The organism is Paraburkholderia sp. BR13439, assembly GCF_040948805.1.
Lineage (GTDB): Bacteria > Pseudomonadota > Gammaproteobacteria > Burkholderiales > Burkholderiaceae > Paraburkholderia > Paraburkholderia youngii.
Window position 1 is genome coordinate 1 of record NZ_JBFPKN010000047.1, and the last position, 23,771, is coordinate 23,771.

Here is a 23,771-nt window from a genome sequence, read left to right on the forward strand (position 1 = left end):
CGGAAAACAAACTCTCGGTGAACGTGTCGGCGCCGCCCATGATCTCCAGTGGGCAAGTGGTGGTTCATCTATCAACGCTTCACGAACTCTGCGCGATGACGTGTTTCAGCGGTACTTCAGCAACCTGTTAAGGCATTATCGTCATACCGGTGCGAGCACATCAACCGGCTCGGGGACTATCTGCTGGATTTCCTGCCTTCCATGCCTTCGCTCGATCCAACCATCGATTTCGCCTTTAAGTCAGCCGCTTACGTCCAGATGTGGCGGATTTAATGAATCACGGCCAACCCTCTGATGTGAGGTACCGTGTGCGTTCCTCACGACGACGGGCCTCCGCCGCCTGGCGTGCTTGCTGCTCCCCTTTTTTCACGAATGGCACGATGAGAGGCGACCCTTGATTCGATTTCGGATATTCGACGGCGCTTGGGCAAATTCAATTGCTTTGCACTCCTACGATCCTCCAATTTGAGAAAAGCGTTTCGAAGCGTTCGCTCCGCTTCACGGCTGCGTCCCTGTAGCGGCATGCGCAGTTTCGCCCGCATTTCCTCAACCGGCAACTCACGTAACGAGGGATCAAAGCGACTGTCTTCGCTCCCGCTGGATTCTGGGGCCAATAATGACGGGCTGACCTCCGCGGCGGCGGCGAGCCAATCCGCATCCAGCATCAGAAACTCGGCCAGTGCTACCTGTGCGGGCATCAACGCCTGTAATCCCGCAGGCACCGGCCGTTCGATTTCATCATCGTGAAGCTCATCATTCCCGTGTCGGGCAAGCCACCCAAGATAAAGCGGGCGAGCATCGCCGGCGAGCAACTCGTCGCGTACAGGCAGCAGGCGCGTCATCCACCCCGCACCATCCATCTCCACCGAGAAGCGGGCATGTTCACCCGAGTCATCGTTGAACGACCAGTCGAGGAGGCACCAGTCATCGACGTCCATGGCCTCGAATGCTTTCTCGAAACGGGAGCGCCTCTTTCGTCCAGCCTTGACGTAATCGCGGATGGTGGAGTAGACATGGGCATCGAAATATTGCTGTACCCACTCGAGCGGGTCGCCCTTGAGGTTTCCCCAGTGATATTCGTTGACGAAGCTCGAGGCGGTGATCGTGGCCCGCGTGGAGAAACTGCGCAACTCTGCCTGCTGGGTCGCCGTAAGCAGTTGGTCGACGCACGCATTCCCGTTGCGAAGCGCATGGTAGACAAGAAGGTGAATGTGCTGGCCTGCAGCGCGTGCGTTTGTTGGCGCGCTATTGTGACGTCCTTTCGGGACGGGACGCGGCGCTTTCAGCCAGCCGCGCCCGCGACGCCCAGCCGCAGCCGGTAATCCATCAAAAGCTGCTGCTGCGCTTCGATCTGCGCGGCCAGCTTCGTCAAGTCCGCGTTGAGCGAGTCGCGAGCCTCGGGTACCTGGAGCAGCTCGGCAGACCGCGCATCGGCTGCCGACTGCGCTGCATCGCGCTCAGCCTCGGTGCGGGCCTGATCGGTGAGCGCACGATTGAGGGCGGACTGCAGCGCCTCGCCATGTGCCTGCTGATCGCGTGCGAGCCTGGGCGTGGCCGTTGCTTCTGCGACGAGCCGCTCGTTGTCCCGGTTCAGCTGTGTGATCTCGTTCTGCCGGACGATGGCCGTCGGGTTCGCCTGGCGTAGCTCAGCCTGCACCAGCTGGACCTGCTGCTCATGTCGGTGCGCTTCCTGTTCGCGCTGCTCGCGTGCGGCCGTACGGAAGTGCTCAAGGGAATTGCGCGCATGCACGAGTTTGGCCTCAAGCGACAGGCGGAAGCCTTCCTGCTCGGCAAGGCGCTCGGTCTGGTCGCATACCTGCTGGGTGCGCCGCTCGAGGTCCAGGTCGCGCTGATGCAGCGCCACGCGAGTCCCGGCGTGCGCCTCCTGTTCCGCAGAAAGGGCGGCGGTCTCGCCAGAGAGTAGCTCCCGCGCCGTGGCCAGCTCAGCGCCGAGCCTTGCGATTTCGGACTGCGCCTGCTGGCGCTGCGCAGCCGCAGCGGCGGCCTGCTGGTCGACGAGGGCTTGTGCGTCTTCATGCAGGCGGGCCGCGAGCCGGGCCACCAGATCATGGATCGCGTCCGAGAGCGACCCCGGCGCGTGTGAGTGACGCGCCCTCGTCTTCCTCCAGTTCCTTCAGGTACCGGTGGATCGTGGTTTTCGAGCCCGTGTTGCCGAGCGCGATACGTATCGCCTCGATCGATGTGTGCTGCCCCCGCGCGAGCAATGGGTCGTGGGCGCGCTTAACGTCCATGCGCGTAAGACCGGTGCGGGCCATCTGCTTCCTCACTCGAATAGTGTACTGTATTACGTACCATGTATATACGTACCACTGCACGCGATCAAGAGCGGCCTGATGTGAGCATTACTGGTATGTGATAAAGGCGGGTTATCGGATGTGAGGTCCAAAAAATTGCCGCCGCCTGCAAATGGTACGGAACGTGGATCGGCAGCCCCGATTTCAGGCCAACGGCAGCTGGACACCCTCTCCGGGCGTGAGGATCTGGTAGCCCATTGCCCGGTAGCCGCGCTGGCGCTTCTCCCACATGCGCTGCAGGGCCGGATGGCCGCCGTCAACGTAGTCGATCACCCGTACGCCGGTTTTGCCCGCATGTTCGCGATGCAGTCGGCCGGCGTACTGCTGCAGCGTGCCCTTCCAGGCCACCGGCATGGCCAACACCAGCGTGTCCAGTGCCGGGTGGTCGAAACCTTCGCCTACCAGCCGGCCGGTCGCCAGCACGACGCGGGGCGTGTCACCGGCCAGCGCGTCAAGGGCCGCGAGCTGTGCCGCACGCGCCTTTTTCGCGAGGCGCCCGTGCAGCACGAACAGCGGCTGCACCGCGTCTTCGAGGGCCTGCTGCAGGCTTTCGAGATGGTCTGTCCGCTCGGTGAGCACCAGCACGTTGCGTCCCCGTGCGTATTGCTCATGAATGGACGTGACGATCATGTGCGTGCGCGATGCGTCCTGCGCGAGACGCGCGAACACCTCCTGGATCGGCGCCTCGGTCGTAACGTCCACTACGGAGGTGAGCCTCTGCGGGAACACCTCGAGCACCTGCGGGGCGCTGGCCGGAGATTTCGCCGCATGCCGGATCGGCCCGCACAGCATGAACATCACGGGCTGCTGGCTGTCGCGCCGCACCGGCGTGGCAGTCAGGCCCAGCACGTAGCGCGCATGAACTGCCTTGAGCACCGCCTCGAAGGAATCCGCCGAGACGTGGTGACATTCGTCGACAATGACATGGCCGTAGTGCCGCAACAGCTCGCCGCGAGCACCATCGGGTGCCACCGACTGCAGCATCGCGACATCGATCCGGCCGGTCGCTTTCGACTTGCCGCCGCCGATCGTGCCGATCGCGCGCGCGTCGAGTGCCAGAAACGATTGCAAGCGTTCGTGCCACTGGTCAAGCAGCTCGCGGCGGTGCACGAGTACGAGCGTCCTGACGCCACGCCGGGCAATCATTGCCGCCGCCGTCACGGTCTTGCCGAACGCCGTCGGCGCATGCAGGATGCCGTTGTCATACTGCAGAAGGTCGGCGACGGCCGCCTGCTGGTCGTCGCGCAGCGTACCCGCGAATGACACCGCAACGGGCTCGCCCGTGCAGCGCTCGTCGCGGATGTCGCAGGCGATGTCGTTATCGCGCAGCAGCGTCATGACGTCGTCAAGGCATCCGCGCGGCAACGCTATGTGGCGCGGGCAATTCTCGGCGCGCCCAATGATGCGTGGCTTGTCCCATACGCTGAAGCCGCGCGCCTGGGCCCGGTAGAACTCCGGATTCTGGAAGGCGGCCAGCCGGATGAGCCGGTTGAGCAGTGCCTGCGGAAGCTGCGCCTTTTCAAGATAGAGCTGGTTCGCGAGCGTCAGTGTGAGCGACGCCGGCATCGTTCCGGCCAGCCGCTTCGGCTGCGCCGGCGCTGGCTTCCACGGTTCGGCCTGGTCCTCCTCGGCGATGAACGCGACGTCGAGCGGGTGCGCACCGCCCGTGGCGCGAAAGATCACCCCCTCGATGTCGCGGCTGTCCATGGTTTGCACGGACGCGAGATACGACCACTGATCAGCGTACGGCTGAAAGCCGTCATCGACAAACACGCTCCAACCATGCTCGCGTGGCTGCTTCTGCAGCGGCAGGGCAATGAGGTTGCCGAAACCGCCTTTGGGCAGCACATCCTGGTTTGGAAAGAGCCGGTCGTAGGACGTCAGTTCGAGCTGACGGGTCCGGGCACAGGTGTGGCTGATGATGGCAGAGCCCATCCGTCGCGCCTCGCGGGCAGCAACGGCCGACGAGAAAAAGATCCACGCGTGCGCGCCATTGCCTGAACGCGAGATTTCGAGCGATACCGGCACGTCCATCTCGAGGCAGGATTGCCGGAACGCCTGCGCATCTTCACGCCAGCCTTCCTCGTCGAAATCGACAGCCAGCAGGTAGCAAGTGCAGTCCGGCATCAGCGGATAGAGGCCCACCGTGCGATCGCCGGCCAGGTGCGCATAGACGACCTGGTCATCCAGCGTCAGCAGGACACGATGCCCGCAGTCGGCGCACCGGATGCGGGGCTTCTCGCAGATCCCGGCGCGCCACTCGTTGGCGCACGCCGGCGCGTAGCCCGACTTCCCGGAATTGCGGCTTTCCCAGCGTAGCGGATAGACATCCGTGCGACCGCGAAAGAGCCGCCGGAAGAGTTGTACCTTCTGCTCGGGCGAAAGTACGGGCGCGCCCGTGTTTCGCACTGCTGGCGATGGTTCGTTCCGGGTCACCCGCACGGGCTTTGCCTGCGCCTGCAGCGTTGCCGGCAACAAGGCGGTGAGCCGCACGATTTCGGCCTGCAGGCGGGTGAGCTCCGCGAGCAGCTCCTCGCGTGTGAAATTTTCCCAGTCTGCTTGTAGCAGCTTGCCTTCGTTCATCGCTTCACCGACCGAAACCCTGGCTCCGATCGAGCACGCCGGCTGGCGCACACGTTCGTTGTTGCATATCATCGTCTCCGATACAGATCACCTGATTTTACCCACGAGCCATGTCTGCCATCGATCGCTACGTCCAAGCCGCGACGCGCGAAAACACGCGGCGCAGTTACCAGTCCGCACTCCGGCATTTCGAGGTTGAGTGGGGCAGCTTTCTGCCCGCGAGCGCTGACATGATCGCGCGGTACCTTGCCGATCACGCAGAAACCCTGTCTATCAATACCCTGCGCTCGCGGCTTGCAGCGCTTGCGCAATGGCACCAGACGCAAGGTTTTCCGGATCCGACGAAAGCCCCGCGTGTGCGCAAGGTCCTCAGAGGCATCGTCGCGCTGCATCCCGCAACCGAGAAGCGGGCGAAGCCCATGCAGCTCGCGCAGCTCGAAAAGCTCACAGCCTGGCTCGATGAGCAGATCGTCGGACAAGCAGACGAGCGCGAGCGCCTCGCGTGCATTCGCAACCGGGCCCTGGTGCTGCTGGGCTTCTGGCGCGGCTTTCGTTCCGACGAACTCAGTCGGCTGCGGATCGAGCACGTAGCCGTTGAGGCTGGCCGCGGCATGACGCTGTACCTGCCGCGCACGAAAGGCGACCGCGCGCAGCTGGGCACGACCTTCAAGGCCCCGGCGCTTTCACGCCTGTGTCCGGTGACGGCTTACGAGGCGTGGATTGCGGCGTCCGGCCTGACGGAAGGGCCCGTGTTCCGGAGCATTGACCGCTGGGGAAACATCACGACGAGGGACTGCATGGGGGCAGCTTCATGCCGCTGTTGCGTGCGCTTTTTTACGCGGCAGGCCTGGCCGCCCCGGACAGTTACAGCAGCCACTCACTACGGCGGGGCTTCGCAACGTGGGTCAACTCGAACGGCTGGGATCTGAAAATGCTGATGCAGTACGTTGGCTAGAAAGACGTGCGTTCCGCGATGCGCTACATCGACTCGGCCGATCCGTTCGCGCAGCACCGCATCGAATCGGCACTCGCGACGCCAGGCGCGGACAAGCAGGAACTACCGGTCAACGCATTGCCTGCGCCATAACCGCTGGCTCGAGGCACACTCCACGTCCCCGTGACGGATACGTACCGGGAGAGATTCGCTGCAAGCTCAATCGCGATCCGGGCCAGCCAGATCTTCATGGCGTAGAGCTTCGAGCGGGCACAGCACATCCCGGATCGATAAAAGCCCGGCGACATGGTGATCGATCTGGTCGAGCACGACCTCGATCTGTTCGACAATCGACGCGTCCCGGGTTATTGCCGCGAAGTTCGCACCATTGACGAGTGCATGCGCCATGCCATGCAGGTGAAGCAGATCGTCCCGCAGGCCTTCCGGATCGTTAAGGCCTGTGCGCAGTTCGTCGAGTGTATCCACCGCATCGAGCACCCGCGTCGTGTCATAGTGCGCCTGCAGCGCGTCCAGTGCGGCGGCATCGACCTCACCGTACGGCGTGGTGGCTACCGCTGCTCTTGCACTCATCCTGTGTTACCTCATTTCGTCGTCAGGCCGGGACCCCCTACCAAACAGGGCATCGTTAATCCAGCTTCGGACGGGCGTTCCAGATGCAGCCGGTAGCGCCCGAAGCGGCGAATGTTGTGGGTCGCATACGGGCTCACGAATTCAATGTCCTCGGCGCGGACCTTCTCGCCCGCGGTCACCATGTCGCGCAGGGCCCGCATCATGTCCACCGTGTTTTGCAGGATCACGGCCGATGCAATGAGGTCATTGTAGCGTAGCCGTTTTTGCTGCTCTTCCGGTTCATTCTCCGCGATCACATCACCGCCGAACGATAGCCACTTCGCGAAGCCCTTGTAGGACTCTATCTTGTTGGTGTTTGCCGTCACGTCCTGGCGCAGTTCCCGGCTGCCGATCCATTCAAGCAGAAAGACCGTACGTACGACTGCCGAGTTCGCGTGCAGCGAGATACAGACGGTTCTTGCGGCTCTCGGACCCAAGGCGGCGCAGCAGCAGCGGCGAAGAGATCGTTCCAGCCTGGATCGACCGCGCCACCTGCCTGAGTTCCTGCCAGTGCCGCTCGATCAGCACCCAGTCGATGGTCGCCGTGAAAAACTTGTCGATGTGCCCGTACTTAGCGTCGCTGTCAGGACGGTACAATACGAGGTCCTTCCAGTTGCGGATTCTGGGCATCAGCTTGATGCCGAGCAGATGGGTGAACGCGAACACGGCGGCTGATTGTCCCTGCGTATCCGCATGCACAGTGTCGGCCTTGACGGACAGGCCCGCCTTGAAGAGTCCTTCGATTACATAGATCGCTTCCCAGACGCCCGGCGGGATGAAATGCCGGAACACCGCGATGTAGTTGTCGGCGACATGCCGGTACGCGACTGCGCCCATTTTCCGGTAGCGGAAGTGATAGCCGGCCAGCAGGTTGTTGTCGTAGAAGTCGTACTGCGTGCCGCCGGCAGCGACCGTTTTGCCGTCGCCCCAGTGTTTCGGCAGATCGAGCCGCAGGCACAGTTCAATCAACTCGCGCTGCGCGGCCTCGAGCTTGTCCAGACTCATGTGCCGACGGTTCACGAATGACAGCATGTGCGCCGTCACGTCGGTATCGAGATGGCGTGCCGCCTGGGTCGGGCCCAGAATGCAGCCTATCCCGAAAATCGTCAGCAAATACCTCGGCCGGCTTGCGTATCTGCGGATCGATTCCGGACAACGGTCCAAAGCGCCGGGTAAAATGCGTCCAGTGCTCAATGTTCGCGAGAACGTCGAGCACGTTGCGGGTCGGCAGCCGTGCATTGATCCGCTCCTGCAGGGCGATCGCGCTGGCCGGAATTTCCCGTGACATGTTCGCGCTTGCGCGGATACTCGTCGTCGAGCTTGCGCGCCGCGTCGGTCAACCACTGACGCAGTTGAGCGACGAATTCGCTGCCCGTTTCCGGCAGGCCGACTTTCGCGCAGTAGTCAGGCAACTGCTGCTCACACTGCCGCCACGGCAGCAGATAATCGCGATAGTCGGCGTAGGCATCGGACCCGGACACGCACAGGTCACCGACGCGCAGCTCCTCCGCCATATACGAGAATACGCACAGCTCAAGAAGCGCCGGTTGGTCGGCGCCCCTTCACCGTGTGCGCGGCGCACAAGCTTGCGCCAGCGTGCCGCTGCGAAACTCAGGTCGACACTGGCGTCGATCCATTCGCGATGCAATGTTTCACTCTCCAGCACCACATCGAGAGCATCGAGCAGCGTGCGCACCTGACTCGTGGAGTCCCATTGAAGCGCGCGGGCGAGACGCATGAGGACCGAACGGTGCGCCCGGAAATGCTTCCAGAGCAGCGGCAGGTCATTGCGGCCGCTGAATGCGCGGATCTCGGCACAGCTTTCGCGCAGCGGTTCGAGGTCGCCTTTCGGTGCAAGCCATTGTCGTATGGACTGGGCGATCGTCTTTTCGTCGGCCTCGTCAGCAAGGATGTCGACGACATCGTCGAGCAGGACCACGAGATCCTCGACCTTCTCACGCTGCCTGCGCTGAACGATCTCCAGTTCGTCGCTCGCGCGCTTTTGGATCGCACCCATACGTCGCACGAACATGTCGGCGAGATCGTCGCGGGTGCGCACACGCATGCGACTTAGCAGCGCCACGATCAGTGTGTAGCGTTTGTCGGGAAGGGTGTCTTTCCTGAGAGCGGACGCGTCGAGCGCCATCGCTTGCATGGCCAGTGAGCGCAGCTTTGATGCTGGAACGCCGGCGAGTGCGACGGTGAAGCCGCCGATTTCATCGAGCCAGGTGATCTGGTCAATCAACAGGTCCAAGTGCTGCCGGGATGGGCGCCTGGCGTGGCGCTTGATGCGGTTGTAGGCGCTCTGCCGGCTCGACAGGTCGCGGGCCAGCAAGCGATCGAGATCACGCTTCTGTTCATCGGTCAGGCGTCCTGCGACCCGCCTGAAAAGCCGTGCCTGGGTCTTCGCATGGATCTGCTCGGCAATCCGGTCCAGCGTCGAGAACGCCGGCAGTTCGACGTTCTGCGCCATCAGGTCGTCGATCGTGGCGTTGATGATGTCAACCGGCTGGTCCATGGACAGTGACGCAGTATGTGCGGCGCGCGTCGCAATCGTGCCCGCGTCGGTGCCGTAGTACGGCTTGACACCGAGGTACTCGCGCACCGCAGCGTAATGCCGGAACAGCGTCGGCGATGCCTGCGTGTCGTAACCGAAGCGTAAGGAATTTGCCGCTACCCTCAGCACGGCGTGAATCCGAACCAGCTGTTTCATTGGTGCAAGCTCTATCAAGACGGTAGCCTCTCTGCGGTCAGCGCTGGCGAAGAAGTCGTGCCGGCTTCGGAGTTGGCCAACGCGCTCAAGCAAATCAGGGAATTGCAACGGCTACTGGGCAAGAAGACCGTCGAAGTCGAAATCCTTCGCGAAGCCGTGGAGTATGGCCGGGCAAAAAAAATGGATTGCGCGCTCGCCATCGTTGCCGGGGGACGACCAGTGAAGCAGGTTTGCGACGTTCTCGGTGTGGCGCGCTCAAACGTGGCGGCAAAGCTTGCTCGACCCGCTGATTGGCGGGACGGGCGGACGGCTCGACAAACCGACGACGCTGAACTGGTGGAGGAAATCCGGCGCGTAATCGCTGACTTGCCGAGCTGGGTTTACCGCCGCGTGTGGGGCACAATGCGCAGCGAGCGGGAGCGCCAGTGCGCGGCTTCTGTCAATGCCAAGCGGGTCTATCGCGTGATGCGCGAACATGGCTTGCTGCTTGAGCGCAGGCCCAAGCCGCCGCGCCCACAGCGTCGGCATGATGGCAAGGTCGCCGTGCCCAGAAGCAACCAACGCTGGTGCTCCGATGGTTTCGAGTTTCGTTGCGACAACGGCGAGCCGCTGCGCGTGACCTTTGCGCTCGACTGCTGTGACCGCGAGGCCATGAGCTGGACGGCAACGACCGGTGGCCATAGTGGCGACGTTGTACGTGACGTCATGCTGGCGGCCATTGAGCATCGCTTCGGCAACGTTTCGAAAGCGCCAGAGCAAATTGAATGGCTCAGCGATAACGGCTCGGGTTACATCGCCGAGAAGACCCGGACCTTCGCCTCGGACATTGGACTCAAACCGCTCACGACGCCTGTGTGCAGTCCGCAGAGCAACGGCATGGCCGAGAGCTTCGTGAAGACGATGAAGCGCGACTACGTGGCCTTCATGCCCAAGCCAGATGCAGCGACCGCTGCTCGCAATCTGGCCGTCGCGTTCGAGCATTACAACGAGAAGCACCCGCATAGCGCGCTGAAACATCGCTCGTCACGCGAGTTCCGACGTAGGACCGATTCATCAACCTTGTGAGGCGGTGTCCGGACGTATGGGGCAAATCCACTCGCTTTCTTCATCACCTTCGTTCTGCCGCCGCTTACCGTCAACCTGACAAATCCGTCAGGGCTGCAGCGCCTACGCCCGTCAGCGTTACAAACAAATCTTCCAATCACCCTTTCCGATTTCAAGGAACAAACAGTCGTCGGACCACCCATCCATTTCCGCTGCGACTGCAGGCATAGCTCCAACAAGCACAGTCGCCGCCATTAAACCAACGAATACCACTTTTTTAAGCTTCTTGCGCATGTCAATCCCCATGAATTGAAAACAAAACTTTATGACACTTCGATACTGGCCTACAAAATCAGAAGATCTTCAATTAATGCGGGTGTATGAATGCATACAGCAATCAATCCTAGTACGGCACTCGATTCTCTAGCTAATGTCTCCCGGAAAGGTAGACGCTAGTTGAGCCAGTTTATATACCAAGGCATAGGACCACCAACTTCAACTCGTCATCGCTTGATCAAAATCAAGCCCTATCGATAGGAGGGCGATTTCACTCAGGCCGATAATGCCTCGAGCGGCAGCCGCTTTCCGATGTCAAGATCGAACCGGCCGTATGGATTGGTATGGGTGTAGATCGAGGGCAACAGCGTGCGGAAGTCGGCGGCCTGCACCATTGGCCACCAGCGTGGCTCTGCCAGTACACACTGGATCATCAGCGTGTCGACGTACAACTGGTTGCGGGTTTCGGCGGTATTCGAGCGGTTGTCCGTTGAAGATGCCAATGATGCATGAAGAGCCCTGCGTGGCAAGATCGCCTGGCGAAGTGATGGCCCGAGCGGCGACGTGATTGACATGGTATCGAAGCGCGTGGCCGCGGCGCAATGCGCCGGCGAGGTGAGAACAGGGCCGCCCTTAGGCGTAGAGCAAAGTAATTATGTCACTGGCCAGTGTCCAACAGGACAGCGCGTGCGCCCTTGAATTGACGACTTTGCTTCGTTGCGCTGCGAAGGAAAGTTGTCAACTCACATCAGTGCGCAGTAATTCTGTCAATTGGCCTTCGCCTGAGACCATCGCATCTGCTCCCGCGAGGTGGACTTCTTGGTCTGCTTTCCATGAGCGTCAAGCCGCTCACTTTGCCGCGTCCACGCGACGCCTGTTGCCACGATGGGTTCTCAGGCGACGGTCGACGCTTTACAGGCGCAGGACACTCACTGCACGAGCAGCAATCGATTCGGTTTAGAAGCGAAAGGGGCAGAGACAGGCTTGCCTTGATGGCGATCTTCCTCAGAACGAACTGGGCGCACGCGTCAACCTGTCTACGGCCGCCGTCAATCGCAGGTTGCGACGGATGTCGGACGAAGGCGTCATTCGCAACTACGCTGCTATCGTCGCGCCCGAAAAGGTCGGCTATCCGCTGACGATCGTTGCGACGGTTGAGGTCGAGAGCGAGCAGATCCATCTGCTCGATTCGATGAAGCGCACTTTCGCACAATGCCCCGAAATCCAGCAGTGCTACTACGTCGCGGGAGAATGGGACTTCGTGCTGCTTCTGACGGTCCACAACATGGATAAGTACAAGGCCCTCACGCGGCAACTGTTCTTCTCAAACAACAACGTCAAACGCTTCAAGACGCTGGTGAGCATGAACAACGTGAAGGTGGGGCTCGGTGTACCCGTGGCTCCCGAGGGAGGCTAAGACCGTCAACGTATGACTGACTTGTCGGTCCAGTCGCCCTGATCAAATTGGCGCACGGTAATTGCGCCGTTACGGATATCCCCTTTCTCATCAAACTGGATGGGGCCTGTCACACCGTCCAGCTTCGAAGCCCGCAGCTTCGGGAGATACAATTTAGGATCTGTCGATCCAGCGTCCTGCATTGCCTCCGCCATCGCGAGCACGCGTCGTAGGCGTAAGGGGCGTATAGCTGCACGGGAACACCAAACCGCTGCTGATAGCGTTTGAAGAATTCAGGTCCTTGCGGCATCTTTGCAGGCGGCACGCCCGCCAGTGCGCAGTAGACGTCCTTATCCATCGAGGGCCCGGCCAGTTTGATGAACTGAGGCGTGCACGCTTCGTCACCGGCAATGAACTTCACCCTCAAGCCAAGCCGTTGCGCCTGCTGCACGAATACCGCAGCTTGGGTGTCGCCACCCGTGAAAGCAATGCCGTCTGGCTGACGGCTCTTGATGGTGGTGAGAATCGCCATCCAGTTCGTTGTCTTGTCGGTACCGCATTCACGGCCGACCACGTTGTCTCCGGCACCCTTGACTGACTTTTCGATCTCATCGGCAAGACCTTGACCGTACGCCGTGCGACCATCGACGATGGCGATATTGCGCGCACCCAGATCGTGGACCAGATAGCCTCCGATGACAGAGCCCTGTCTCACGTCATTCGCAACCATACGGAACACGTTGGTGAATCCTTGCTGCGTGAGCTTCGGATTGGTTGCCGATTCGGTGATCATCAGAACGCCTGCATTCGAGTAGATCCTGGAGGCGGGTATCGATGTCCCAGAGTTCGCGTGACCAACGACACCTGCTACGCCATCATCCACCAGCTTCTGGGCGACGGTTACCGCCGTTTTGGGATCCGCGGCATCGTCTTGGGAGTCGAGCACGAACCTAACGTTTTGCCCGCCAATCCGGATCTTTCTGCTGTTCAATCTTCGATTGCCATTCGCACACCGTTTTCATCATCCTTTCCGATGTGGGACAGTTCACCTGTAAGCGGGGAAACCTGCCCGATCTTTACCGTCAAATCCGCGTGGGCCGCGAGAGGTTGCAGGACAAGCGTCAGAGACGTGAGACATATCGGTGTCCAGGGTGATTGCATGGTCGTACTCTCGATAGTTTGGCTGGGAATCGGATCGACAGAACCTACGACCCGTTGGGCAAGCAACATTGCGCTGGCCTGTAACTATCCTAATGACGAGAGCCGGTAGCCGAAATCGGTCACGGTGACACTTCTGCAAGTTACTATCGAAATAAGGGCACGTTTCGATATCTTTTCCCGTCGCCCACTTCCTGGGCAGCGCCACTTTCCGGCAGCCTGAGCTTTCGCGCCGCTATCAAGCTGAGATGCACCTGGCCCCTTTCCCGTGGGGCCGGACATCTTGCTACGACGTGCACGATTCAAATGGAGCAGGTAAGCCCCCATCGACCCAGATGGCCTGTCCCGTGTTGTACGCCGCGCCGTCCGACGCGAGAAACGCGACCGTTGCCGCGATCTCTGCGCTTGTGCCCTACCGGTGCATCGGAACGCTTTAACGACGCTCTTCGGTAGCGGGAAGACTGTCAATCTGTTGATAATGGCGCCCGCGCGCTGTTTCTTCATGTGCGGCACGACGAGGCGGGTCGGTCGAGCCACGTTCTGGAAGTATGTGTCGATTCCCTGATGCCACTGCTCATCGGAGAGCTCGAGGAGCGCAGCCCTTGGACCGTACTCTGCGCTGTTGACGCTGCTGCCCATCTTGAGACGAAACGCATACACGAACCCCGAGGTCGAGCCGTAGCCCCATCGCGGTACGAGTCACGCCCATCCCGCCGCCGAGCAGTTCGATCGCCCTCAACAGCCTGATCCGCCGGCACTACGGCCGCAAGCTCATGCCGGTCTCGCTGACGAACCGCCGTGCCAGCGCACAGGCCGACATGCCCAGCACGCGCCCCCAATCTTCCGGGCCGCGCGGGTCTGCCGGGTCCGCTTAAAGCGTCTCGCAAAGCGTCGCGAGCGCGCAATCTCTAGGCCATGGCAATGCCGTCGGGTGTGGCCGGGAACGCCGAAGGTGCTAGAGAATCAGAGCAGTGATCCGACCGGCGTAGCCATCGTCTTGGCGTCACTTCGATGCCTGCCGCTTCAACGATCAGTGCCTTCAGCAACGGCGAAACCGCGAACACCATCGGTGTCGTGCCTGCGAGCGCGCCGCCGGTCTCCTCCGTGATCCAGAGACTGCGAAACTGGACGCCGAGCCGTCAACCGATCTTGGCCGAAGGCCCGTCCGCAACCATACGGCTTGCTCCGGAGAAATCCCGGGCGAGCCGCCCTCCGATATCACAGTCAACGCGCCGGATATCGCATAGACCATCTAATGCCAGCGATGAGAGAGCTCGGGGAAAAAGTGACGCGCCGGATGAACTGCGCGCGGACCCTGAGCCGCGCTGGCGGCCTGGCGTCGACCGGAGCCTCGATTATTTTCCAGTTCATACCGCGTGCCCGAGATGTTGGCAGATAATCGACACATGGTGACAAGTAGTCGAAATACGGCCACGCAGAAACCGTGTTTAATGAATGTCCCACGTACTGAACCGCTACGCGGCCGGCCGCAGACGATAGCCGAGCCATTGCCAACGAATTTCTGGAGTATCCGATTTATGGGCCGCCTTGACCGCTACGACCTGCCGCTTTCAACGACTTCCGACCTCGCTGCAGAGCGATACCGAACCGGTGTCGATCTGCTGCTGTCGTTGTGGCCGGGCGCCGGGGAAGCACTGGACGAGGCGATCGCCGCCGACCCGGATTTCGCCCTCGCGCATGCCGCACGAGCACGCCTGCATGCGATCAGCGCACAGCCGTCCGAAGCTCGCGCAAAGATTGTCAAGGCGCTCGATCTCGTCGCTAGAAACGGGGCCGAGCGCGAGCGCACCCACGTTGACGCGCTGTCGCTCGCCATTCATGGACAGTCGGCCAAGGCGCTCGCGGCGGTGCTGGTGCACACGGACCGCTGGCCGCGCGACATCCTCATCCTGTCGATGCCGCTCGGCGCGTTCGGCCTTTTCGCCTTCTCCGAAATGGCCGACCACGATCAGCGCGCGTCGACCTGTGCGAGCGTCATGCCAAACACTTCGATGCCGACGACTGGTGGTTCCTCACCTATCGCGGCCGGGCACACGGCGAAAACGGCAACCTTCGGCTCGGACGCACGCTGACGCAACGCGCGCTGCAATTGCGGCGACACAATGTGAATGCGGCGCACGCGGTCGCACACGTGTTGTACGAGTCCGGTGCAAACGAAGAGGCGCAGGAGTTCATCACCGGCCGGCTCCCCGAGTACGACAAAACGGGCGTGCTGCACGGCCACATCGCATGGCATAGCGCGCTCATCGCGCTCGAGCACGGGGACATCGAGCGCGCCCTCGCGGTCTATAACGACCATGTCGCGCCGGCCTCGTCGCAGGGCACACCGATCAATATTGTTAGCGACACTTCGTCGTTTCTATGGCGCCTGCCTGCGTACGGCCACACAGTTCCGGCGGGAATGTGGGACGACGCGGCGAAATACGCGTCGAATTACTTCCAGGACGCGGGCTTGCCGTTCGTTGACTTCCATATGGCGCTGGTAGCCGCGGCGAGCGGCAACGGCGAGGCTGTCGAGCAACGGGTTGCTGTCCTCCACAAGCTCATCGAGGACGGAAAGCTTCCGGCTGGCCCGGTGGTACCGGCGATCTGCCGCGCGTCGTTGGCCTTTGCTGAAGAACAGTACGCGCTTGCCGCGGAGATCCTGGCGCCGGTTGCGCGAGAGGTAGTGCGGATCGGCGGAAGCGGCGCGCAGCGCGAAATCGTCGAAGACATGCTGCTGGTTGCATTGATGCGAAGCCGCGAAGGCTCACGCGATCCTCAACGAACGGCTGCAGCGTCGCCCTTCTCCGCGCGACACGCGCTGGCTCGATCAGCTGCTCAGTCCCCAGACGTCGCTGACGAATTGATGAGATGACGGCTGGAATGCGAAAGCTGGTCGTCGACGGGATAGGTCCGGTCGCCGAGATCTCGATCGCGCCACTGTTCGGCCCGGCACTGTGGTTCAGCGCGAATAGTACTGCCGGAAACCTGGTGAACATCTGGCACATCAGCGCGGCCGACATCGGCCGGCTGACGAGCGCGATGCAACTTGGGTTCATCCTCGGCACCTGCGTCGTTTCGCTGAGCGGCGCCGTCGATCGGATCGCGCGAGCCGAATTTTCGTTTGCAGCGCGCTCGCCGGAGCATTGTTCAACCTGGGCTTCGCGTGGCTGGCGATGGATCTCGTGAGTGCTGCGCTGTTACGCTTTGGCGTCGGAATCTGCCTCGCCTGCATCTACCCGATGGGGACGAAGCTGATCATCGGCTGGGCAACCGATCGCACCGGGCAGGCGCTCGCCCAGCTAGTCGGAATTGCTGATTCTCGGCAGTGCGCTGCGAGCATGTGATGCGCGTGCTTGGCACGGTCTTCCCACGGCAACTGATCATTTCCGCTTCCTCGCTGCTTGCTGTCGGTGGGGCCGCCATTGTCGGCGTGCTTGACGATGGACCGCACTCGGTCGTGTCGAGCGGCTCGGCAGGCAAGATGGATACACCGGCGGCATCGCCGCCCTCTGTGCTCGGCGCGTTTCGCATCGGTGGGTTCTGGGCCGCGACGCTGGGCTATTTCGGGCATATGTGAGAGCTCTACGCGTTCTGGACTGAGGTGCCGCTGCTCATTTCCCACACGTCGTTGGCAACCGGCTTTCCGGGGATCAGTGTTTCGGCGATGCGACTCGCCGTGACCGGCATTGGCGCATTGAGCTCCATGCGGAGCGGTGTAGCGTCGCGTTACCTTTGCAGTGCAAAAGTGGCGACATGTGCACTAGTGGTATCTGGACATGCAACGAGGTTTTGTGACCGCTGGGAACCCGATCCGACGCCGCAGCGACCGGACGAAAAGCCGACAAGTCGGACAGCTCGCCGTAGCTGCGGACATTTTTGAGGATCGACCGGTTCGGTTGCTATCGAGGAACAGCGATTCCGGATAGATTTTGTGCAACCCACGGGGAGTCAAAAGCAGAGGTAGCAAAATTCGGGCAGGCCATAGATTTCAGAATTGCTTTGACATCTCATCTGGCCCTGACCTACCGGTGAGACAGATTGCAGGTCCATTTTCAGGCGAAGCAAATCTTTCATTTTGCGAATGGTCATCCGGTGCGCCGGCGTCGTCGGTGTCCCCAAAAAGTAGCCACCATAACCGACGGCCGATGGAGCCGTCCGCAGTACCGCTGAACGAAACCGCGCCTTTCGTATCGAACATGCATTTCGGTGAGGTGAACGGCGGTCTCGGAGCGCCTTTCACTGATCGTGGAATCCCTCGAAACCGTTCGACTTCAAGCGAAACGGCTATTCACTTTCCTCCGGAAATCCAGTTTGACTTTGACCGAAATCCGTGTTTGGCTTCGCCGAAATACGCACTCTCCCCGCTTAGCAAAGGTAGACGGGACTTGTGTACCGTCCTCGGTTGTTTGGAGTCGATATCGGCAAGCGTGATCGCGGCTCACGGCGACGTCTGTATCGGTCGAACGAAAAACGCGGCCACCATGTCGGAGACAACCATCGTTAGGTTTGCCTGAACGGACAGGATGTCCGTTCAGGCGTTCATCAAACGCGTCCCGTATTACGGACAATTGCCGATGACATAGTATCCGGCAGACGTCTGCGCCAGCGTGTTCGAATAAAAGACGTTGTCCAGCCCCATACTCTGGTTCGACCCGTTCGCATAGGCCGTGCCGCCGGAATCATGCGCACGGCTCGCTTGTACATGTGCATAGTTAGTGGCCGTCGTCTCGGTGCACACGAAGCTCGATTGCGTCGTCGCCGAGACTGACGACGATTGGGCGCTCTCACCCGCATTTGGATCGATTTCGGTCACGGTGTAGGAATAGGTCGTCCCAGCGATCAACCCTGAATCGGTATAGCTGGCAGATGCGGACGAGCCCACCTTGCTTCCGTTGCGATAGACGTTGTAGCTGGTGGCATTTGCAACGGCATTCCACGAGAGAGAAACGGTCGTCTGTGTTGTCCCCGACACTGCGAGGCCGCTCGGTGCAGAGCCTGACGGTGCAGGCCCCGACACCGCGCGGAGGTTATTCCTGGCCCAATAGTCCATCAGGAATGCCGGATAGTTGATGTGGGTTGCATCCACGTAGTTCGCGTTGTTGCCGCCGGTTCCGGCCGGCCATGCGTGCGACATGCCGGAAACTGAGATCTCGTGCGTCCGAACCTTTCCGCTGCTGTCGGAATACGGCGTGTTCGTTCCGCCGCCCGGAATCGTCACCTTCGCCCCTTGGGTAAAGGTGCCGCCGTAGAGGATTCGAAAAGTGGCAGTGTCGAGTGGGCCGTACGCCTGCGCGACCGTGTAATCCGATGTCCCCCAGACCGCGCCGGCGATCTGCGTTGAGAATTTGCCGACGTTCGATCCTGCCCATGCCCTGCACTGGTTCGCCGCGGTCGTAGCCGTATAGCCGCTTGGCACATCACCGATCTGCGCCGTGGTCGTTCCAGGCGGCGGCCCGGCATTGATACCGATTCCGGCGAAGATGTCGGGGGCAATGCAACCCAGCACCATCGTCATGCCACCGCCCGAGGAGAGGCCCGCGACGTACACCTGATTGGGGTCGATCGCGTACTGCGAATTGGAAACAAAGCGGTTCACTAGATCCAGCAGCACGCCGACATGCCCGGTACTGCGGCTCGGGGACGTGTTCGCATAATCCCAGCAGTGGTTGCTATAAACGTTGCCGGTTGCGTTCGGCGCCAGAATGATCGCGCCGTACTGATCTGCAATTGCTTTCCAGTTGAAACCGGCCGCACTGCTGCTGTTGATCACGTCGCCGGACGCGGTCTGCAGGCAACCGTGCAGCACCAGTATCAGCGCCCGCTGGCCATTGGGAGTGGTGGGCTGGCTCGCCGGCCAATAGTAATAGCCGGTCAGGTTGCCCCCATTCACCGAATCTGTGGCCCAGATCTGCTGCCCACTCCAGGTTCCGGGTCCGGGCGTGACCGCGGCCAACGCTGGAGTCGTCGCCAGCGCGACGAAGAAGCCAACAATCCATCGTCTTTGGGGTCGTGAGAGCGGTTGCATAACGTCTCCTTTAGTTGTATTGATACTGCTCTGCTGTCGAGAGGCAAGCCCCCCGGGACGTGTTGGTCTATTTAGACTCGATGGGATGATTGGTTCGCGATGCGAAGTGACAATTCGCCATCTTCGTCGAGAGGCAAACGGACAGAACCGCCGCCCCTGGCACCGCCGCGAACCACAAGCAGCATCCATGCCCATTGTGGATACGGCATCGCGCCAGCGCAGCCACTAACCGTCGGGCACGGCGCGTCCCTTCCTTTTCCGCCACCCCTATTCAGTCCGACATTGAGGAATCCACACTTCATTTCCGGAAATGCGCTAGCACCAGCCACGGAACTGCATTGGTAGGGGAAATCCCACTCCCGCACGGATCCACAACTTGAGACACTGCTCGCCTTCGTCTCTGGTCCGAGACGGTTCATAGCAAACTGGACCGGGCGGCGCTGTCACACGAGGAGAAGATCCGAATGGCAACCGAGGTCGGCACAATCCTGAGCGACTACAGCTATGTCTGGGGGCGCGCAGTGAGTTCGCTCTTCGACACCCTCATAAATTCAAGCGAGGGCACCCTGATCGTCGACCGACAGGCCAAAGTCGTCTGGATCAGTGAGAAATATGCTGCTCACTTCGGCTTTGCCGATCCCAAGATTGCAATTGGTCTCGATTGCGAGACCGTTGTCCCAAACAGCCTCATGCGAGAAGTCGTCAAAACAGGAAAGCCCATTCTGCTCGACATACTTGAAACCGAGCGCGAACCTTTCATTGTGACGAGATTGCCACTGAAGGATGACAACGGCGCCACCATAGGCGCCATCGGCTTTGCCCTCTTTGGAAAATTGAAAGCACTCACACCGCTCTTTAGCCGGTACTCGCGCTTGCAAGCAGAGCTCATCGCGACGCGACACGCGTTAGCACACACACGACGGGCCCGATATAGCCTGTCGAATTTCGTCGGCACGAGCCCTGCCAGCATGGAAGTGAAGCGCCTCGCGCTACGCGCAGCCCAGGTCGATTTTCCCGTCCTTTTACTCGGTGAAACGGGTACCGGTAAGGAATTGATCGCGCACGCGATACATGGGGAATCGGCACGCGCCGACAAGCCATTTGTCGCCGTGAATGTCGCGGCAATTCCCGATTCGCTGCTCGAAGTCGAGCTGTTCGGCGCCGCCGCAGGCGCGTACACCGGCGCCGATCGCAAGGGCCGCTTGGGTAAGTTCGAACTGGCTAGCGACGGCTCGCTTTTCCTGGATGAGATCGGAGACATGCCGCTTTCGCTCCAGAGCAAGCTCCTACGCGTGCTGCAGGAAAAGGAATTCGAGCCGCTTGGCTCGAATCGCGTGGTAGCGACCAATGCGAGAATCATTGCAGCGACTTCCGTCGCGCTTCCCGAGCTCGTCGCCGCCCGCCGCTTCCGCGCCGACCTCTACTATCGGCTTAACGTGCTCGTCATCCGAACACCGCCGTTGAGAAAGCGTGCGCACGATATCGCCGCACTTTCGGACATGATCCTCGATGAGTTGGTGGCACACCACCATATCGGCCGCCCAGAACTCAGTGAAGATGCACTACAATTGCTTCGTGAGCACGCGTGGCCGGGCAATGTGCGTGAATTGCGCAATACGCTCGAGCGGGCCGTGATATTTTCTGATCACCAGTGCATCGACGCCAACTTGCTGGTTGCGTTCGTCAACGACATCGACGCGACGCTCTCCGATCCAGAATTTGCCCGCGAACACGGTGAGGCCCGTGACGCGGATATCAATGAAGCAAGTTACGAGAACGCGATGCGGATGTTCGAGAAACGGTTTCTCGGTGCCGCACTGCGATCCGAGGGCGGATGCGTATCAAAGGCGGCCGCACGGATCGGGATCGGACGCGCGACCTTCTACAAGAAAATGGCCGCGCTCGGGATCTGACGTCGATCGACGCTAGCCGCTCCGTGCGTGCCTGCCGAGCCATTCCAGTGAAGCTCCCAACGCACGTCGCGATGTCATGCATCGGCGATTTCCCGAGCCATGTGCGTCCATTCGTGGAGAGGGCGTCTCCTGCCGGAGACGCCCGGGTTCCGCTTTACGAGACTTGCGCTCGCAGAGCGGTCTGCCGCCATAAACGCCGACCGGCGTTGCATCATGGTTCGGACAATGGGAAATCGCTCGCCAACGAAGTCCAACACAAACAATGCGGCGAACGGAGACGCGCATGATCCACGGTCCGGCGACCGCCCTGCAACGCCATCCTTGGGGTCGCTTCAGGAAACGGAAAATAAAGCACTACAAGGGCTTCCCCGCTCATCGCAAGTATCAAGCGTGGTTTTTGTCTTTCTGACTGCAAGGCCGTCGGTGCGCGTGAGAAGGTGAAGGACTGCGGCACTACAACCGGTCATGTTAGGCCAATGGCCTAGACCCTGATGAAAGACGCGCGCGGGGGCCTCGCTCGTTTATCGGGAAAGAAAATCCCCCGTGCTTTGTCAGGCATGCCCCGCGCGGGTCCAACCCGCTTCACATCACCGCTGGCAGTGCAAAGTGATCTTTATCCAATCATTGCTGGCATCCGTGGTGGCGAGGGGGTATCAGTTTGGGCGCTACACCCTTTACGCAGCAACCGGCTCGTGCTGGAAATCATCGCCGTATTTCAGCATCGCCCACGCCATCCTCGCGTTCTTCGCGGCAATCGCGACGGCAGCACGCCAATATCCGCGGCGCTCAACAAGGGTTCGCACCCACCGGCTGATGCGGTCCTGCTTCTCACCGAGATTCGCGATAACTGCGCGCGCACCGTTCACCAGCAGATAGCGAAGGTAAGCGTCGCCCGCCTTGGTGATGCCGCCAAGCCGCGCTTTGCCGCCACTGCTGTATTGACCCGGCGTGAGTCCGAGCCAGGCTGCAACCTGGCGGCCATTCCTGAAATCACGCCCGGCACCGATGCTTGCGAGCAGTGCGCTCGCGGTGGTCGGACCAATGCCGCGTAGTTGCATGAGTCGCTAGCTGCGACCGTCGTTGCGTGCGATTTCGCCGATCGCGCGGTCGTATTCCACGAGCCGGTCCTCAACGTTGCCGGCGTGCTCGAGCAAATCGCTGATGCAACGTCGTGCCCAGCCCGGCAACGCATCCAGATGGGGCGTGATCTCTCGTCGCAAGCGCTCCGGGCTCTGCGGCAGTACGACGCCGAATTCGGCAAGCAGCCCGCGCATCCGGTTGTAGATCGCAGTCCGCTCTTCGACGAACCCCTGCCGGGTTCGGTGCAGGCAAAGCGTCGCCTGTTGATGTTCGTCTTTCAGCGGCACGAAACGCATGCTCGGTCGCGTCACCGCTTCGTAGATCGCAGCAGCATCCGCTGCGTCATTCTTGCCGCGCTTGCCCGACATGCGATAAGGCGCAACGAGTTTGGGTGCCATCAGTTTGACAGTATGGCCGTGCTGCTGGAACGCGCGGGCCCAATGATGTGCACCGGAACACGCTTCCATGCCGATCAGACACGGCGGTAATTGCGCGATCAAGGTCACCAGCTGATCCCGTGAGACCCGCGGCTTGACCAGCGTTGGTTTGCCGGCTTCGTTCACGCCGTGGACGGCGAAGACATTCTTGGCAAGGTCGATTCCGATGGTCACAATAGACATGGACTTCCCCTCTTGTTGGTGTTGATGAAGGTCGAGAACTTCATCATGGCACGTTGATGCCGATTCGCGGCTTCCGCCGCAGCCTCGGGACGGGGAAGTCCCTTTCATTCGTTTAGTCTGAGCCAGGGGCGGCGAACCCGACCAAGCGCAAAGGGAAATTGCTACGTCGCAGCGTCGCAAGTGAAGTACAAACGGGGCTCGGGATTTCGCGCGAACTAGCGTTCTTCGCCTGTAACGAACGGGATGACACCCAGCCGGAAGGCTTCTTCCTGCAAATTGCGCGGGATGCGGCGCGCGTCGACGATCATGCCATTGATTTCGATAAGCCAGACGAGCGGATTTCTGTCGAGCTGACTGGGAAGTGACCAGCGAGGATCGAGCTGGCCGACCTTCAGAAGGTTCAGAATTGCTCCTGAGCGGGCCGAACCGGTCTGGGCGCTTAGCCCGAAATGCTGGCACAGTGCATCGGCGCGCATGTGGGGTTTCTGGGACTTGTCGAAAAGGAAGTTGACTCTCCCGATCGCGTAGGCCACGCCGCAGGCCCAGGAGCGCGCAGGACCGGTAACCAGTGGCGATGGCCGCTTGCGGCACAGGGTGGCAACGAGACGTCGGCAGAGGTCGCGGTATTCATCCGTCAGGTGTTGCGCACAAAAGGCGTCGGTAAGCGCAATGATCTCGTCATACCGGTCTTGCATGGCGGCTGGCACCCGCTCGCCGCGAAAGGTTGGCTTCATGGGATTCGCGATCCGTATGCGTCAGTTGCCCAGTTCGGCGAGCCCAAGAACATCGCCCTCCCGCTCGATCAGGCGCAGCCACGTGTCCAGTTTCTCGCTGCTGCCGTAGTCCCAGGTATGCCACGAGAAGGTGATACATGGTGCAGCGCAAATCATCACGTTCCCCCTGACAGCGTCGGGCATGGCGATGCAGATCCTCGATGGCAAGCCCAAGTTTTGAGCTTCCCCTGAAATTTCGCCTTCCAGCGGGTCGTGTATAAACTCGATCTGAAGGAAGGAAAAAAATAATGTTCAAGGTACCAAACCAGGCATATACGGCTGAGTTCAGGGCGGCCGCCGTGCAA

15 protein-coding genes and 7 pseudogenes are annotated in these 23,771 nt (G+C 60.9%); 7 read left to right on the top strand and 15 right to left on the bottom strand.

Annotated elements, in window-relative coordinates:
• Positions 1–317: 317 nt before the first annotated feature.
• The 5 genes from AB3X96_RS40215 to AB3X96_RS40235 form a co-directional block, all read right to left on the bottom strand.
• Positions 318–1,130, bottom strand: coding sequence for a hypothetical protein (locus AB3X96_RS40215; protein ID WP_368594137.1), 813 nt, complete (start codon positions 1,128–1,130; stop codon positions 318–320).
• Positions 1,131–1,282: 152 nt separating this feature from the next.
• A complete protein-coding gene (locus AB3X96_RS40220) occupies positions 1,283–2,062 on the bottom strand; it encodes an integrase (protein WP_368594138.1) in 780 nt (259 codons plus the stop codon).
• Positions 2,063–2,066: 4 nt separating this feature from the next.
• Entirely contained in the window at positions 2,067–2,276 is a 210-nt protein-coding gene (locus tag AB3X96_RS40225) for a DNA-binding protein (RefSeq protein WP_368594139.1), read from the bottom strand.
• Between the two features lie 183 nt (positions 2,277–2,459).
• A complete protein-coding gene (locus AB3X96_RS40230; protein WP_368594140.1) occupies positions 2,460–4,898 on the bottom strand; it encodes a DEAD/DEAH box helicase family protein in 2,439 nt (812 codons plus the stop codon).
• Positions 4,899–4,966: 68 nt separating this feature from the next.
• Positions 4,967–5,485 carry a hypothetical protein gene (locus AB3X96_RS40235; RefSeq protein WP_368594141.1) on the bottom strand — a complete coding sequence of 173 codons (519 nt, stop codon included), beginning with the start codon at positions 5,483–5,485 and terminating at the stop codon, positions 4,967–4,969.
• A gap of 224 nt (positions 5,486–5,709) precedes the next feature.
• On the opposite strand from AB3X96_RS40235, the gene AB3X96_RS40240 reads away from it, so the two are divergent.
• Complete coding sequence (locus AB3X96_RS40240) at positions 5,710–5,853, top strand: tyrosine-type recombinase/integrase (protein WP_246392541.1); 144 nt, start codon at positions 5,710–5,712, stop codon at positions 5,851–5,853.
• A 198-nt stretch (positions 5,854–6,051) separates the two neighbouring features.
• Here the strand turns inward: AB3X96_RS40240 and tnpC are convergent, their stop codons facing one another.
• Complete coding sequence (tnpC, locus tag AB3X96_RS40245; RefSeq protein ID WP_368594142.1) at positions 6,052–6,423, bottom strand: Tn3 family transposase post-transcriptional regulator TnpC; 372 nt, start codon at positions 6,421–6,423, stop codon at positions 6,052–6,054.
• Positions 6,424–6,429: 6 nt separating this feature from the next.
• Positions 6,430–9,097 (bottom strand): annotated as a pseudogene (locus AB3X96_RS40250) (Tn3 family transposase); the annotation flags it as partial.
• A gap of 45 nt (positions 9,098–9,142) precedes the next feature.
• Here AB3X96_RS40250 and AB3X96_RS40255 point away from each other — a divergent pair.
• Positions 9,143–10,240: pseudogene (locus AB3X96_RS40255) on the top strand (IS3 family transposase); the annotation flags it as partial.
• Between the two features lie 117 nt (positions 10,241–10,357).
• On the opposite strand, the gene AB3X96_RS40260 reads toward AB3X96_RS40255, so the two are convergent.
• A complete protein-coding gene (locus AB3X96_RS40260) occupies positions 10,358–10,513 on the bottom strand; it encodes a hypothetical protein (RefSeq protein ID WP_176112029.1) in 156 nt (51 codons plus the stop codon).
• Positions 10,514–10,770: 257 nt separating this feature from the next.
• Positions 10,771–11,070 (bottom strand): hypothetical protein, encoded by a 300-nt coding sequence (locus tag AB3X96_RS40265; RefSeq protein ID WP_368594143.1) that lies wholly within the window; start codon positions 11,068–11,070, stop codon positions 10,771–10,773.
• Positions 11,071–11,495: 425 nt separating this feature from the next.
• Between AB3X96_RS40265 and AB3X96_RS40270 the strand changes: the two are divergent.
• A pseudogene (locus tag AB3X96_RS40270) lies at positions 11,496–11,912 on the top strand (Lrp/AsnC family transcriptional regulator); the annotation flags it as partial.
• A gap of 5 nt (positions 11,913–11,917) precedes the next feature.
• On the opposite strand, the pseudogene AB3X96_RS40275 reads toward AB3X96_RS40270, so the two are convergent.
• Positions 11,918–13,052 (bottom strand): annotated as a pseudogene (locus tag AB3X96_RS40275) (branched-chain amino acid ABC transporter substrate-binding protein).
• A 283-nt stretch (positions 13,053–13,335) separates the two neighbouring features.
• A pseudogene (locus AB3X96_RS40280) lies at positions 13,336–13,676 on the bottom strand (SDR family oxidoreductase); the annotation flags it as partial.
• A gap of 911 nt (positions 13,677–14,587) precedes the next feature.
• Here AB3X96_RS40280 and AB3X96_RS40285 point away from each other — a divergent pair.
• From AB3X96_RS40285 to AB3X96_RS40295, 3 genes and pseudogenes are all read left to right on the top strand, one after another.
• Positions 14,588–15,919 (top strand): annotated as a pseudogene (locus AB3X96_RS40285) (tetratricopeptide repeat protein).
• 16 nt (positions 15,920–15,935) lie between these two features.
• On the top strand, positions 15,936–16,241 hold the full coding sequence (locus AB3X96_RS40290) for a hypothetical protein (RefSeq protein WP_368594144.1): 306 nt from the start codon (positions 15,936–15,938) through the stop codon (positions 16,239–16,241).
• A gap of 157 nt (positions 16,242–16,398) precedes the next feature.
• Complete coding sequence (locus AB3X96_RS40295) at positions 16,399–16,632, top strand: hypothetical protein (protein WP_176112328.1); 234 nt, start codon at positions 16,399–16,401, stop codon at positions 16,630–16,632.
• Between the two features lie 981 nt (positions 16,633–17,613).
• On the opposite strand, the gene AB3X96_RS40300 is transcribed toward AB3X96_RS40295, so the two are convergent.
• Positions 17,614–19,080 carry a PHB depolymerase family esterase gene (locus tag AB3X96_RS40300; RefSeq protein WP_217710342.1) on the bottom strand — a complete coding sequence of 489 codons (1,467 nt, stop codon included), beginning with the start codon at positions 19,078–19,080 and terminating at the stop codon, positions 17,614–17,616.
• Positions 19,081–19,544: 464 nt separating this feature from the next.
• On the opposite strand from AB3X96_RS40300, the gene AB3X96_RS40305 reads away from it, so the two are divergent.
• A complete protein-coding gene (locus AB3X96_RS40305) occupies positions 19,545–20,993 on the top strand; it encodes a sigma-54 interaction domain-containing protein (protein WP_368594145.1) in 1,449 nt (482 codons plus the stop codon).
• 674 nt (positions 20,994–21,667) lie between these two features.
• On the opposite strand, the pseudogene AB3X96_RS40310 reads toward AB3X96_RS40305, so the two are convergent.
• From AB3X96_RS40310 to AB3X96_RS40320, 3 genes and pseudogenes are all read right to left on the bottom strand, one after another.
• Positions 21,668–22,693: pseudogene (locus tag AB3X96_RS40310) on the bottom strand (IS110 family transposase).
• A 215-nt stretch (positions 22,694–22,908) separates the two neighbouring features.
• Positions 22,909–23,427, bottom strand: coding sequence for a DUF6398 domain-containing protein (locus tag AB3X96_RS40315; protein WP_368594146.1), 519 nt, complete (start codon positions 23,425–23,427; stop codon positions 22,909–22,911).
• Between the two features lie 21 nt (positions 23,428–23,448).
• A complete protein-coding gene (locus AB3X96_RS40320; protein ID WP_246392542.1) occupies positions 23,449–23,610 on the bottom strand; it encodes a hypothetical protein in 162 nt (53 codons plus the stop codon).
• Between the last annotated feature and the right edge of the window lie 161 nt (positions 23,611–23,771).

Coding starts and splice junctions, on each gene's coding strand:
- AB3X96_RS40315 (WP_368594146.1), bottom strand. CDS start 23,427: ATGAAGCCAACCTTTCGCGGCGAGCGGGTGCCAGCCGCCATGCAAGAC.
- AB3X96_RS40290 (WP_368594144.1), top strand. CDS start 15,936: ATGCGAAAGCTGGTCGTCGACGGGATAGGTCCGGTCGCCGAGATCTCG.
- AB3X96_RS40230 (WP_368594140.1), bottom strand. CDS start 4,898: ATGAACGAAGGCAAGCTGCTACAAGCAGACTGGGAAAATTTCACACGC.
- AB3X96_RS40320 (WP_246392542.1), bottom strand. CDS start 23,610: ATGCCCGACGCTGTCAGGGGGAACGTGATGATTTGCGCTGCACCATGT.
- AB3X96_RS40240 (WP_246392541.1), top strand. CDS start 5,710: ATGCCGCTGTTGCGTGCGCTTTTTTACGCGGCAGGCCTGGCCGCCCCG.
- AB3X96_RS40265 (WP_368594143.1), bottom strand. CDS start 11,070: ATGTCAATCACGTCGCCGCTCGGGCCATCACTTCGCCAGGCGATCTTG.
- tnpC (WP_368594142.1), bottom strand. CDS start 6,423: ATGAGTGCAAGAGCAGCGGTAGCCACCACGCCGTACGGTGAGGTCGAT.
- AB3X96_RS40225 (WP_368594139.1), bottom strand. CDS start 2,276: ATGGCCCGCACCGGTCTTACGCGCATGGACGTTAAGCGCGCCCACGAC.
- AB3X96_RS40260 (WP_176112029.1), bottom strand. CDS start 10,513: ATGCGCAAGAAGCTTAAAAAAGTGGTATTCGTTGGTTTAATGGCGGCG.
- AB3X96_RS40305 (WP_368594145.1), top strand. CDS start 19,545: ATGGCAACCGAGGTCGGCACAATCCTGAGCGACTACAGCTATGTCTGG.
- AB3X96_RS40295 (WP_176112328.1), top strand. CDS start 16,399: ATGCGCGTGCTTGGCACGGTCTTCCCACGGCAACTGATCATTTCCGCT.
- AB3X96_RS40300 (WP_217710342.1), bottom strand. CDS start 19,080: ATGCAACCGCTCTCACGACCCCAAAGACGATGGATTGTTGGCTTCTTC.